The organism is Planktothrix sp., assembly GCF_046067725.1.
Taxonomy (GTDB): Bacteria; Cyanobacteriota; Cyanobacteriia; order Cyanobacteriales; family Microcoleaceae; genus Planktothrix.
Window position 1 is genome coordinate 1 of record NZ_JBJUDF010000363.1, and the last position, 13,807, is coordinate 13,807.

Annotated in this window: 12 protein-coding genes; 9 read left to right on the plus strand and 3 right to left on the minus strand. The window is 41.4% G+C overall.

Annotated features, from left to right (window positions below):
- Positions 1-267: 267 nt before the first annotated feature.
- The 7 genes from ACKPEB_RS22240 to ACKPEB_RS22270 all read left to right on the plus strand — a co-directional run bounded on the left by ACKPEB_RS22240 (position 268) and on the right by ACKPEB_RS22270 (position 9,747).
- Positions 268-792 (plus strand): spore coat protein U domain-containing protein, encoded by a 525-nt coding sequence (locus ACKPEB_RS22240; protein ID WP_408967202.1) that lies wholly within the window; start codon positions 268-270, stop codon positions 790-792.
- A 50-nt stretch (positions 793-842) separates the two neighbouring features.
- Complete coding sequence (locus ACKPEB_RS22245; RefSeq protein ID WP_408967203.1) at positions 843-1,604, plus strand: molecular chaperone; 762 nt, start codon at positions 843-845, stop codon at positions 1,602-1,604.
- 90 nt (positions 1,605-1,694) lie between these two features.
- Positions 1,695-4,229: a fimbria/pilus outer membrane usher protein gene (locus tag ACKPEB_RS22250; RefSeq protein ID WP_408967204.1), complete on the plus strand. Its 2,535-nt coding sequence runs from the start codon at positions 1,695-1,697 to the stop codon at positions 4,227-4,229.
- 188 nt (positions 4,230-4,417) lie between these two features.
- The gene (gene pilM, locus ACKPEB_RS22255) at positions 4,418-5,509 is read left to right on the plus strand and encodes a type IV pilus biogenesis protein PilM (protein ID WP_408967205.1); all 1,092 of its coding nucleotides are present in this window, start codon (positions 4,418-4,420) and stop codon (positions 5,507-5,509) included.
- A gap of 11 nt (positions 5,510-5,520) precedes the next feature.
- Positions 5,521-6,390 (plus strand): PilN domain-containing protein, encoded by an 870-nt coding sequence (locus tag ACKPEB_RS22260; protein ID WP_408967206.1) that lies wholly within the window; start codon positions 5,521-5,523, stop codon positions 6,388-6,390.
- On the plus strand, positions 6,387-7,184 hold the full coding sequence (locus tag ACKPEB_RS22265; protein WP_408967207.1) for a pilus assembly protein PilO: 798 nt from the start codon (positions 6,387-6,389) through the stop codon (positions 7,182-7,184). The genes ACKPEB_RS22260 and ACKPEB_RS22265 overlap by 4 nt, the downstream gene beginning before the upstream one ends.
- A gap of 187 nt (positions 7,185-7,371) precedes the next feature.
- Complete coding sequence (locus ACKPEB_RS22270) at positions 7,372-9,747, plus strand: AMIN domain-containing protein (RefSeq protein WP_408967208.1); 2,376 nt, start codon at positions 7,372-7,374, stop codon at positions 9,745-9,747.
- Positions 9,748-9,821: 74 nt separating this feature from the next.
- On the opposite strand, the gene ACKPEB_RS22275 is transcribed toward ACKPEB_RS22270, so the two are convergent.
- A complete protein-coding gene (locus ACKPEB_RS22275) occupies positions 9,822-10,670 on the minus strand; it encodes a type IV pilin-like G/H family protein (protein WP_408967209.1) in 849 nt (282 codons plus the stop codon).
- Between the two features lie 556 nt (positions 10,671-11,226).
- Here ACKPEB_RS22275 and ACKPEB_RS22280 point away from each other — a divergent pair.
- Both ACKPEB_RS22280 and cobD read left to right on the plus strand, forming a co-directional pair.
- Positions 11,227-11,511, plus strand: coding sequence for an HU family DNA-binding protein (locus ACKPEB_RS22280; protein ID WP_408967210.1), 285 nt, complete (start codon positions 11,227-11,229; stop codon positions 11,509-11,511).
- A gap of 9 nt (positions 11,512-11,520) precedes the next feature.
- The gene (cobD, locus tag ACKPEB_RS22285) at positions 11,521-12,624 is read left to right on the plus strand and encodes a threonine-phosphate decarboxylase CobD (protein ID WP_408967211.1); all 1,104 of its coding nucleotides are present in this window, start codon (positions 11,521-11,523) and stop codon (positions 12,622-12,624) included.
- A gap of 156 nt (positions 12,625-12,780) precedes the next feature.
- On the opposite strand, the gene ACKPEB_RS22290 is transcribed toward cobD, so the two are convergent.
- Together ACKPEB_RS22290 and ACKPEB_RS22295 are read right to left on the minus strand one after the other, a co-directional pair.
- Positions 12,781-13,206 (minus strand): HNH endonuclease, encoded by a 426-nt coding sequence (locus ACKPEB_RS22290; RefSeq protein WP_408967212.1) that lies wholly within the window; start codon positions 13,204-13,206, stop codon positions 12,781-12,783.
- On the minus strand, positions 13,203-13,562 hold the full coding sequence (locus ACKPEB_RS22295) for a hypothetical protein (protein WP_190516650.1): 360 nt from the start codon (positions 13,560-13,562) through the stop codon (positions 13,203-13,205). Before ACKPEB_RS22295 ends, ACKPEB_RS22290 begins: the two co-directional genes overlap by 4 nt.
- Positions 13,563-13,807: the final 245 nt, after the last annotated feature.

Sequence of the window (13,807 nt, forward strand, 5' to 3'; positions counted from 1 at the left end):
CGAATTACGAATTGGGAAGCGGCACTCTTGCAATGGGCAATTTTTACGGCTTCACGCACTCTCTAATTATCTGTAGAGACTAGCCATGCTTAGTCTCTACAGGGGACGGATGCGTAGCAAACATTTAAGGATTTCATATGACTCTAAATCGGTTGTAATAACCTCTATGACTCAAACCCTGACCGTAGGGGCAATTCATGAATTACCCCTATGGTAAATCAAATAGGATTGCTATATATATAAATGCAATATTTTGCAGCATTGATCATGTTTTCATATCGTTTTTTGATTTTGAGCGGTTTAATTCTCAGTCCTCTGGCGACCTTTTTTAGTTCTCAATTAGCAGCCTTTGCGGGTACAGACACGACAACTATTAATATTAGTGGCACTGTTCCCTCAGTGGTTCAGATTTCCTCACCAACAACTATGCCTGTTAGTAATAACTTACCTTTAGGTAATCTCGGTCAACAGGTTATTAAAGTTGCTGAACTTCAAATTATAACCAATAATCCTAATTCTCCGGGTGTCACAATAAATGCAAGTTCAACGAATAGCGGTGCTTTATCATCAGCTAATGGCAATAGCTCTATTCCCTATTTGATTACAGTCACTGATCACCAAACTCAACCCAATAATTTTGATAATATTAATAATTTCAGTTCCTCTCAAACGTCAGGATTTAACGGCGAGGGTGTAAAGACAGTAGATTTATATATTCGGTTCAATCAAGCAACTATACCCAACCAGGGTAACTATTCTGATGTGATCACCCTGACAGTATCCGATAATTAATCAAGGTCTGATTCATCTTTATTCCAACTGTATTTGCTCATCATTAAATTATGAAACGTTCACTTCGACATTTTTTGAGTTTTATTTTCTTTATCATATTAAGTGGGATTTCCCCCGCATTAGCTTTTAGATTAGAGCCAATTTCTAGGGTATTTGAACCAGCAGGAGCAGGGGCTACCCAGTCTTATGAAGTTATTAATGATAGTGCCGAACAGATCGCCGTTGAACTGTCAATGGCCGAGCGAAAAATCAGCTTAGAAGGTCAAGAAACCACCGAAAGTGCTGATGATGATTTTTTAGTTTATCCATCCCAAATCGTATTACCCCCCCAAGGAGTACAATCAGTACGGGTGACATGGTTAGGCAATCCCAACCCAGAAAAAGAACTAGCTTATCGTATGATTGCCGAACAATTACCGATTAATCTCAAAAACCCAGAAGAGTCACAATCAGAAACAACATCAGGCGCTATTAAAGTCATGTTTCGTTATATAGGATCAGTGTATATTCGTCCTAAAAATGCCGAATCAAAAGTTGTCCTGAATGGCATTACTCATGAAAAAGGAACTGATGGAAATGATCGGTTAGTGATTACCTTTGAGAATCAAGGAACGCGGCGTGCTGTCTTATCAGAATTAAATTTAAACTTAACCAGTCAAGGCAGTCAATTAACCTTAAAACCTGAACAATTAGAAGGAGTGAATAATGGAGTGATTTTAGCTGGAAATCAACGACGGTTTTCTATGCCTTGGCCCCAACAATTGCCCATCGGTGAAGTCACAGGAACATTTACATTTAAAGATGTGAATTGACACTCGCCGAGCTAAGAGGGTGGGAAGACCCAACCCTACGGGTTTTGATCACCCATTATTGAGACTTGCTAGAGCAAAACTGGTTTCTCAATGAAACTAAAACTTAAGCTTAATAATTTTAAATTATTGTTATTTTTTAGCTTGACTTTAATTCTATGTAATTGTTCACCAACTTTAGGGCAAGATTCACCTTCTCCATCTCCTACTTTAGCTCCTGAAACTCAAAACCCAGACCCAACATTTGAGGATATTTTTGGCAAGCCGCGTAACCAAGTACAGAAAGTTATTGTACCCTTTTTTATTGATGGACAACAAAGAGGACAGGTATTACTAAACCTGGGAAATATACCCGCAGTCCAGATTCAAGCCGCACCTTTATTAGCAGAAACAGAAAAGGTGATTCGTCCAGATACCCAAACAAAACTAACCAATGCAGTTGATGTTGAAGGAAATCTCAACTTAGAAATTTTACGACAAAATGGCTTAGAAGCAACTTTTGATCGTTCTAAATTAGAACTACAAATTCAAGTTCCACCGACTCAAAGACGCACCAATGTTGCCACTTTAAACGAACGCAGATTACCCCCTGGTACTGAAAATGCAATACGTCCTAGCACATTAAGTGGTTATGTGAATTTTCGTGCGGATCAAGACTATATTTGGCAGGGTTCAGAACAAAGTCAAATCGGACGCCAACCCCTTCGTTTTGGTTTAGATGGTGCTTTGAATTATAAAAATTGGGTGTTTGAGGGACGTAGCGATTTTACCGAAGGTCGAACACCTGCTTTTATCCGAGGAGATTTACGACTGGTTCGGGATGCACCGGATCAAGCTTTACGGTATGTGATCGGCGATCTTTCCATTCCGGTGACAGGTTATCAAAATAGTCAATCTCAAATCGGAATTTCTGTCGCTAGAAATTTTAGTTTACAACCCCATCTCGTCACTCGACCGATTAACCAATATGAATTTTTCTTAGAAAGTGATTCGAGAGTGGATGTATTAGTAAATGGTCGATTAGAACGAACGTTAGAGTTATCCGCCGGACGGCAAGATATTCGTGATTTGCCTTTGAGTGCTGGAATAAATGATGTAGAATTAGTGATTACAGATAATGTCGGTCGCGTACAAAGACTGAATTTTTATCATCCAGTTGCAGCCGATTTATTAGCACCCGGAGTTCAACAATTTGCCTATAGTTTGGGTTTTCCAACCACCGATAGTTCAGGCGATCGCAACTATGATTTTACCGAACCGATTGTAACGTTATCCCATCGTTTAGGAGTTACGAATCGCTTAACCGCAGGTAGTTATTTACAAGCTAATTTTGATCAGCAAATTATCGGTTTAGAAGGAAGTTGGGCAACTCGTTACGGGAATTTGGGCTGGGATATGGCCCTCAGTCACGAACCCGAATTAGGAATTGATTATGCAGCGCGGTTGCGTTATGAATATTCACAAGTCGGTGCGAATAATCCGTCTCAACGTTCCTTTCAATTAACCGTAGAAACCAGAGGAGAAAATTTTAGTCGAGTTGGAGAAGACAACCCCAATAATGATTTTTTTTACGATATTACAGCGAATTATAGCCAACAATTATTCTGGAAAATCAGAGGAAATCTCAGCACCCGATATGAATTCGGGCGAGACACTCCCAATACTTATAGCCTCAGCTTAGGTCTTTCTAAATCCTTCCGAAATGGCTTAAATATGAGGTTAAACCTCAGTCAAAATCGTGATCAAAACGGTTTTGAGCAACAACGTGCTTTTATCAATTTATCCTGGTCAATTCCCAAAATTCGTCAATCAATACAAGTTTCATCAGATGTTAATAATAATGGACAATATAAGAATAGTTTAAGCTGGAGTTATAACCCCTTACGAACCATTGGAAGACCCAGAATGTCCCTGGGTTTAACTCAAAATGACCGAGGTTATAATTTGACCGGACGGTTATCTTATACCGGCTATTACTTCAATTGGGATTTATCGAATGATGCGGTTTTTACCGTCGATGGAGATGGTGGGATCTCAAATACCAGTAAACTCAGTTTGGCTACCGCCTTGGTGTTTGCAGACGGTCACTTGGGTTGGTCACGTCCGATTAATAATAGTTTTGCTTTAGTCATTCCCAAAGATAGTGTTAGAGATCAAGAAATTGTGATTAATCCCAGTATCAATGGCGATACAGCCCGCCTTCATCGTTTTGGGTTTGCTGTTGTTCCTAATTTAAGTCCTTATAATCTTTCTACTTTGATTATTGATGCTCCAAATTTACCTGTAGGAATGGATTTGGGGAATCGCGCTATCACAATTTTACCCACCTATCGCAGTGGAACATTAGTGGAAGTTGGAACAGATGCAACGGTATTTTTACGAGGAATCTTATTAAATGCTAACGGTGAACCGGTTTCGTTACAATCAGGACAAATTGTTTCTATTTCTGATAGTAATTTTCCGGTAGTAACTTTGTTTACAAATCGATCAGGTAGATTTGCCACTGCTGGATTAAAACCAGGTCGCTATCAAATTAAATTATTTACCAACCCTCCAGCAGAAATGGAGTTTGAAATCCCCGCGAATGCAACCGGAATATATGATACCGGGACGCTTCAATTTCCTTAATCAATAATATCAGGTTGGTTTGAAAGTGTTATCTTCACGAAAATTAACCCCGCGATTCAGCAGGATTAGGCTCATCATCCAGGGTTGAATGTTGTACCATAAATCTGTATCTTTATCCAGAATCGAGAATTTTAACGGTATGGGTACAGGTCAGCTAAAATACAGAATCAATCAATTAAACGACAACTATGGTTAGTTTCTTACAAGGATTGTTCTCCAAGCGGAAGCCAGGAATTGGAATTGAATTAGCCGCAGAGCGAATTAACCTGGTGGAAATGCGCAAAAAAGGTCAGAAATTACAGCTAGTTACCTTAGTGACAATTCCCGTTCCCGAAGGCGTTGTTCAAGATGGTCAAATTGTGGATACTCTAGCAATGGCTGAGTTAATTCAGGCTGCAATTACCGATAATAATATTAAAGCCAAAACCGTTGGCACATCTCTCCCCGGACGAGAAGCAGTTACCCGGATTATTCCAGTTCCCGCCGATCTCAGCGATGATGAATTAAAAGACTATATGAACTCAGAAGCGGGATTATATTTGCCATTTCCCAGGGAAGAAGCCGATGTTGATTATCAAAAATTAGGACGATTTGTTGATGAGGATGGCATTGAAAAAATACAAGTTTTATTAGTAGCAACTCGCAAAGAAGTCACTAATAGTTATGTAGAAACCTTCGCCCAAGCGGGTTTAAAAGTGACCGTCTTAGAAGTGAGCAGTTTTTCTTTAATTCGTACCCTCAAAAATCAACTCGAACAATTTTCTTCCAATGAAGCCGCTATTATTGCCGATATTGAATTTGATACTACCGAACTAGCAATTGTTGTGGATGGGATTCCACAATTTAACCGCACCATTCCCATTGGATTGTATCAAATTCAAAGTACCTTAAACAGTGCCATGAATTTACCACCAACGAGGGATGTCAGCGAACTCCAGGCCATGACCCTTCCGGTGACTGATACAATCGGAGCATTAAGTGATCCCAATCCGGGGACGAATGCCATCATTAAGGTTTTTACGGAATTAGCCGATGAACTACGTCGCTCCGTTGACTTTTATATTAATCAAAGTGACGGACTAGAAATGGCACAATTGTTATTAACAGGGCCAGGAGCCGCTATCGGACAACTGGATGAATTTTTCATGCAACGGTTAGCCATGCCGGCGACGCAAGTTGATCCGATTGAATCCCTCTCTATTGCCTTTGAACGGGAAATTCCCCCAGAACAACGTGCTAGTTTAGGAGTGGTATTAGGTTTAGGAATGCGGATGATCTAAACTCCTGAGCAGTGAGCCGTAAACTGTCAACGGTCAACCGTCAACTGATTATGTATAACTTAGATATCAACTTTTTGAATGATCGACCTGATCTGTTAGAACGACAAGTTCAACGAAAGGTTGCTCCCACCCAAAATCTTGACCAAACTCCGATTTTAATTGGGGCTGGCGTAGCCTTAGCCCTCAATGCCCTTGTCGCAGGTGCTTGGTTTATTTTCCATCAACAAAATGTAGACCTGACAAAAGAACGCGATACCCTGGTGACGACTTTGGGACAAAAAACCTCCGAAGTCGAAGCGTTAGATAAAATTAATGCAGAAACCGATCAAGCCAATAAAGAAGCCGATGCTTTAGCGACTGTCTTTAATCAAATAAAACCCTGGTCAGCACTCACCGTAGAATTAGGGGAATTAATGCAAGTCGCGGGAGTCAAAATTCTGGATATTGAACAGACAGAGCCACAACTCCCTGCCCCAGGCGCAGCCCCATCTCCAGCCCCTAGTCCGGCTGATGGTCAAGCTGTCGCCTCTGCACCGGAACCCGAAACCGCTCAATTAAAAATTTCAGGAGTGGCAAACACCTTCACCCAAATTAATGACTTTGTATTATTGCTGAATCAATCTTCCTTTTTTAATTCAGAAAAAACTAAATTGATTGAGGCTAAATTAGAAGAAAACTCAACTCAATTGGTGGCTAAATCCGAAACGGCGGATAGCGGTATGGCTAAACCTCAGTTACAACCTGTGGTGAAGTATACGATTGAAACCTATCTGAGTCGGGCAACGGCTTCAGAGATGTTAACTGAACTTCAAAACAATGGAGCTTTAGGGCTGGTTAATCGGATTAAAACCCTTGAAGAAAAAGGAGTAATTAAGAAATGACCGTAGCCAATGAATTTATTCCAGATGTTGAAGGCGAAGCTGGGGGGCCAGTTATATTCGGTGTTCCCCTAACCCCTAAAATTATGGGTATTGGGGCTGGAGTTGTGGGGGCGATTTTCGCAGGTTTCTTAATCTATCAATTCGTTCTTCCCACTTTAGCTCAAGGGCAAACTTTACGGGATGAAATTAAAACCAAACAAGAGGAAATTGAGAAACAAGATCAACGTTTACGAGAACGGGCGAAAGCCGAAAAAGAGTTAGCCGATGCGAAAGTTCGTCGAGCAACTGTTACCGCTTTATTTGCCGATGAAGCAGGTTTAGAAACCTTGTTATTTGATATTAACGAACAAATTAATAAAATTAATGCCGGGATTATTGATGATAGCAAGAAAGCTAAACTTTCGATGTTTACTCCTATTGCCTTAGAAACACCAGATGCTGAGATTGTCAAGGATGGCAGCTTGGGCCCCGATGTCAATGGGAAACTCAGAAGACGGGCTTATAAAGTCGAGTTTGAAGGCAGTTTTGATCAAACCTTTGGATTTTTAGCTTCCTTAGAACGGTTACAACCTTTATTAGTGGTTAAAGGTTTAAAATCGACCTTGAAGGATCAAACTCCAACCATTGAGGGAGAATATCGACAAGGAAAATTTGTTCCCTCTGCCAATCAACCCCAACGACGGTTAAAAACCTCCTTTGAATTACAAGTGTTACTTCCCTTGACTGAAGAACAAGCCAAAGCCGCCGCAGCAGCAGCAAAACCAGCCGAAACTCCGGCTGAACCTCCAAAGTAGTTGGAATTTTGGCCGAAGTTGGTGTATCTTAACAGGATATTAGATACTGCTTTGAACAAAACAACGGTAGGGGGAACACTGGGAGTAGAGGAGCGGGAGGGATCAGGGGCATGATTAAACGCTTCCCCATACCCTACACCCTTTTTCACCCAGCAGCCGAAACGTGATATTGTGTTGAGGAGAAAACGTGAGAGAACTTCAAGGAATTGGTGCAGGACTTTTAACCACTGCTGCGATCGCCATTGTGGCACAGACTCCAGCTTTTGCACAAACAAAAGTTCAAGATGTGCGACTGGTGGAAATGAACGGGGAAGTCGGTCTAGTATTAGTGACCAATGCTGGAGAACGACCGGAAGTATTTGTGGTCAGACGAGGTAATGATTTTGTTGCAGATATTATTAATACGCAACTTCCGGCCCAAAAACAAAACTTTCAACAAAATAACCCCATTCCGGGTATTGCTTCGGTGGTTGTCACCCAACTTGATCCCACCAGTGTGCGGGTAATTGTGAGTGGAGTAAATAGTCCCCCCGATGCTCGGATTTTGCAAGGAGGCAGGGAAGGAATTGTAATTACTATGGGTTCAGCATCCGGTGCTGTTGCTCAAGCTCCGGCTCAACCCGTAACCCCCCCGGCTCCCCCTCCTTCTGCCAATCCTAACCCTCAACAACCCCCAGCCAGAAGCCCTCAACCCGTATTAGTTCCCGATCCTCAAATTACTATTGATGGTCGCAATCTTCCCCAGAGTGGGATTCGCCCTTCCGATGCGGCTCCGCCTTTCCTTCCTCGGGCCGTTGCCCCACCAGTCGGGGATATTGCGGTTTCTAATATCAATCCCACAACCACTTCTGCGATTCGTTTAGATAATGCTGCTCAACGAATTCCCCGTTTAGTCTTGCGAGATGCCCCTGTTCTTGATGTACTAGCATTATTAGCCCGCACAGCAGGATTAAATATTGCTTTTCTCGATGGAGCTTCCGAACAGTCAGGACAAGCAAGCCAAGGGGCAACAGCAACAGGTAACGGACAAAAAATTTCTCTCGATATTGAAAACGAGTCCGTTGAAGATGTTTTTAACCATGTTTTACGGTTAAGTGGGTTAGAAGCCAACCGCACGGGAAATACGGTTTTTATTGGGTCACGGCTGCCCAATTCTGTAAGAAATGTTGTGGTTCGTTCCTTGCGCCTCAATCAAGTTGATTCTAGGGTTGCAGCTAACTTTTTAGCAAGTATGGGTGCTGAAAGTGCAATAACAAGGGTAACCCAAAAAACAACTGTTGAATCTGTCAAGGTACCTAACACAGACGACCAATCTATTACTACCACAGAGACTACTTTAGACACCAGTGTAGACACACTACGCATTGAGTCTAAAGATTCAACTCCTCTACTACGAGGTTTACAAGTTCTTGCAGATGAACGACTGAACACTATAACTTTAGTGGGGCCACCTAGTTTGGTAGAGTTGGCTTCGTCTCAACTGATTCAACTAGATCTCCGTCAGCGTCAAGTGGCTGTTAACGTGAAAGTCATTGACATGAATTTAACCGGAACAGATGCAGCCAGTAGTAGTTTCTCCTTTGGGGTTAACGATACCTTCTTTGTTAATGATGGGGGGGCGGCATCGGTTAATTTTGGTGGGTATAATCCCGCCAATCGGGACACCGCGACCAGTGGGATTAATGCTCGACCGATTATTCGGAATCGAACCAACGATGATCAAAATCTGAGCGGTCAGGCTCCTTTTTATGATCGCAATGGATTGGCGGTTAATCCTTTAACTGCCCCCGGAGGAGGGGTGAGTTTAGACCCGATTGCCCCTGTAACCGAGCGTCCCGGTCAAGTCGGGGTGTCCGATTACACACCCTTTACCCGAGATTTAGCCACTGGAGCCCTAACGGCTTTAGGTGCAACCACTAATAGCATTTTTCCCTTCTTCCAATATCCCCGCAAGTTCTTATCCACTTTGACCGCTCAAATTATTAGTGGCAATGCTAAGATTCTCACCGATCCGACCTTAGTGGTTCAGGAGGGTGAAAAAGCTTCGGTTGCTCTAGTTGAAAACATTGTTAAAGCTGTTAACGTGACAACGATTTCTAACACTGGAGGTGTACAAACTAATAGCGATCCTAAGTTTGAAGATGTTGGACTTAAGTTAGGGGTTAATATTGAAAGAATTGATGATAATGGGTTTGTTACACTTATTGTTACCCCTGAGATCAGTGCAATTGGTGATCGGGTTGAAATTAGTAATAATGGTGCTTTTGCAACACAAACATTTGTACGCACTCTAAACTCTGGCAGGGTTCGTTTACGCGATGGTCAAACCTTAATTTTATCGGGGATTATTCAGGAAAGGGAACGAGTTAATGCAAGTAAAATTCCCCTATTAGGGGATTTACCCATTGTGGGCTCCTTATTCCGCAGAACCACTAAGGAGAATACACGGGCGGAAGTGATTGTGTTAGTCACGCCTCAAATTTTGGATGACAGCGATCGCTCTCCCTATGGTTATCAATATAACCCTAGTCCCGATGCCTTACGGATGATGCAAGGGCGTTAGGTTAGGGGTTTTGTTAGACGGTTAGCTGTTGTAGAGCAGGAGTCAGGAGTTAATTCTTTCTCCTCCTCTATTCTTTACTCGGATACAACAGAATATCCCGGCGGACAACTCACCCCACGACTGGTGAAGAAAGACGGTTGAGACGGAGGTTTTTGAGTTGGCTGATCACTTTCACAAAGGATTGATTTTGTGGTAATATTACTAGCAGATGAAGGTTGAATAATATAAACAATTCCAATATAGCTTTTTAATCCTGTCCGTTTAGCTTGGGCTACCGATTGAACCATACTTTTTTCATCAATCATTCTGATATTGTAGCTATAATTTCGAGTTTCCGCAGGTAGACCTTTAATAAATTCTTCTAAATTAGGTTGAAATAGATTATATTGAGCATAACTCGTTTGATGACCTCGATTCATAATTTCAATATACTGTTTAGCTTCTAATTGGGTATCTTGATCGGCTTCTTGCTTTAATTCTGATGCTGTGGGAGTTTTGATTGTTACTGAAGTTGGAATTCTAGCACTATCAGAGCTTTTTTTAAAGAGTAGAGGTTGAGTCTGAAAAGTTGTCATAACAGGTTGTTCCTCTCCACTAATATTTAAGTCTAATTGTAATTCTCCGGTCTCAGTAAACTCAAAAATTGCGGTTCCGACAATTTTTCCGTCTCCATCACGAAAAATCATCAATCCGGGTCTAAAATTCGGATCAATTGTATATTGTAATTCTAAAGCTTCAATCGGTGTTGTAAACAGATAAACTTTTCCTTCTTCTGTAAATATAATACCCGATGAAAGATTAGTAGGTACTTGCCATTTACCAATAATTTTTTGAGCTTCTAATTCCCGGGGTGACGCTGCTAAGATTACACTGGAAATGGTGGGTTGCCAGAAACTCTCGACCGTTAAACTTATTAAAGTCAAGATGATAGTTGAGATCAAGGTTGAGGTTTGTTTCGGGGAGAATACTAGCTTTTTCCACAGGTTTTTAAAGCTCGATAAATCACTTGACATAACTGAATAAAAATGATGCTATTGGTGAGATAATTGTAAAAAATACTATTCAAATATAGCAAACATAAACCTAAAGTACCCACACAGACCCAAAATCAAGTTACTTTTTGCTGCTGAGGGGCGCACGCTTAATCTTGCTGTTCCAGTTGGGTTGGCCTTAAATCTCTATAAATTATTGGTTGAAGTCTTCCCTATTCGCTAAACAACCCTTAGAATAAATCATTGCAAATTAGGTTCTGTAGGGATCGCAGCGTTTAGAAATTCAAAATTTTTTGCCAAGATTGACCCTACAGGGATGACGTTGCACTTGGGAGAGGGGAGAACTTAATCCATCCCTTACCGGGTCACGGAGGAGGTGAACGATCGCTGTTCCCTCAACCTTAGCTTTTGAGAGCTTATGGGATGGGTTCTGTCCCGCCAATGGCGATCGATAGCTTCATGCTAACTTTAAGGAGTAGAAACTCAGATGAACAAAGGTGAATTAGTGGATGCCGTAGCAGAACGGGCTACTGTGACGAAAAAACAAGCTGATGCGGTGTTAACAGCAGCTTTAGATACGATTATGGAAGCTGTTTCCAATGAAGATAAAGTAACACTGGTTGGCTTTGGTTCTTTTGAGTCACGGGAACGGAAAGCACGTGAAGGTCGCAACCCGAAAACCGGTGAAAAAATGGAAATTCCAGCCACGAAAGTTCCTGCATTCTCGGCGGGGAAATTATTCAAAGAAAAAGTAGCTCATAGCGAGGATTAATTTTTAGTTGTGGAAGCACCCCATTCACCCCGACACGGGGGAAATTTAATATGGGCTGCGACCGTAGCCAACTGTTCTCCCCAGGATATTCTGGATTTTTCTGCCAGTATTAATCCTTGGGGCCCACCTTTATCGGCTTTGACAGCCATCAACGACCATCTCAGTGAGTTAAACGCTTATCCGAATCCTGATTATGGACAATTGAGAGCAGCGATCGCATGGGGGGTTAATGAGGGACTGAACCAGGGGTTTTTAGAGGCGGATTGGATTTTACCCGGAAATGGAGCCGCAGAATTACTGACTTGGGCAGGACGGGAACTGGCGCAGTTAGATGCGACTTATTTACTGACTCCTGCCTTTGGGGACTATGGGCGGACGCTGAACGCTTTTGATGGCACGGTGATCGAGTGTCCGCTTTCGATGGCTTCTGTTGAGTTAGATTTTGTTCTTCCTCAACCGACTAACTCTCGCTCCGGTTTATTAATTAATAATCCCCATAACCCGACGGGAAAGTTATTTTCTGCTCGTGTTTTATTAAAATCCCTAGAACAGTTTGCTTTGGTGGTGGTTGATGAAGCCTTTATGGATTTTTTAGTTCCCAGTCAACAGCAAAGTTTAGTGTCTTGGGTGAAGGAATTTGAGAATTTAGTGATTTTGCGATCGCTGACCAAATTTTATAGTTTACCAGGTCTGCGTTTAGGATATGCGATCGCCCATCCCCAACGGTTAAAAAAATGGCAAGGCTGGCGTGATCCTTGGCCTGTGAATAGTTTAGCAGTGGCTGCCGGAATTGCGGTTTTACAAGATACAGAATTTCAAGAACAAACCTGGCATTGGTTAGAAGACTCTCGCCCGAAACTTTATCAAGATTTAACCCATATACCCGGATTAAAACCTTATCCTAGTGTTGCTAATTTTATTTTAGTCGAGTCAGATTATTCTGTTTCTCAATTGCAATTCAAGTTATTAAAAAATTATCAAATTTTAATTCGAGATTGTCTGAGTTTTCCGAGTTTAGGCGATCGCTATTTCCGAGTTGCGGTTAAAACAGAAGCTCAAAATCAACGATTAATTCAAGCCTTAACAACGGTTTGTTTAGAGGAGCACTCTTGATAAGCTGTACTGCATTCAAGCATATTCTTTGACACTCTCAGGTCTGAAGACACTGAGTTTCCACACTCCCATCCTGTTTTTATGAAGAGAAGATCGCGCTATAATTAATATAGAATTATTAATGAAGTTCAATCTAACCTACTTTTTATAGTAAAATTAGAATTCTGGAATATCCAAAATATTTGCTTGTGATAGTAACCTTCGTTCCTCAACTCGCTCTGAACGATTTATCTGTAACAATTTTACTGTCACTTGTCCAATCGCAGTTAACGGGATAATTTCGCCTTTTTCTAATTTAAAATGCTCCCGCCAGCGATCGCGACGAGGGTGATACAATCTGACAATTTCCCCATTCAGTGGATCGATTGAAGCCAGATCGCTTCCTTTATATTTGTTGCAGATTGTACAAGCCAATGCTAAATTATTTTCGTTCGTTTGTCCGCCGTGCTTTTCTGCAATAATATGATCGATTTCATGGGGTACAAAAACAGAAATTTCTGGCATCAAACAATACTCACAAGCAAAATTAGCGCGATCGCAAACCAAGCGTTTGAGAGCAGCAGAAACATAAGCCTTACTCATTTTTTAGCTGCGTTAAGTTTCAGCAATGCTTTAGCCTTAGCCACCCGTACCAAATGTTCAATATATTCATATTGTTGCCATGATCGTTCCTCTTCAGCCGTCAACCCAACGGTTCTATTTTTTTCTAGCAAATTGTTAATATGTTGTTGTAATGCTTCCGACGGCTTCAACGCCAAAATTTCCTCTGGAGTGGGAAGATTTGCCAAGAATTCTAATACATCTGCCAACCCAGAAAATCCTGATTGAGCATCTGCACTCCATTCCCGCAAACCCAGTTCTAAAATGTGTGTTAACTGCTCTTGCAGTGGACTTAACCGCATCGCTAATTCATCTGGAACTTCGACTTTAATCTGCATGATCGAGCTTTGCAACACTTAAAGAGAAATGTAAGTTAATTATAGCATCTTAGTAAATTGTATCAGAGGCGATCGCATTTCAACACATGAACCAGTCAGAAAAGCGATCACTTTTTTAAATAAAATAGTTTGTAGAAATTGATACAGTTTTTGAGACAAGCTATTTTTTGCTAAACTCTTGAATAAATTAATAGATAACTCTTGCTTTGGTCAGCCGTATAAATACGGAAATTTTTATGTTGTTG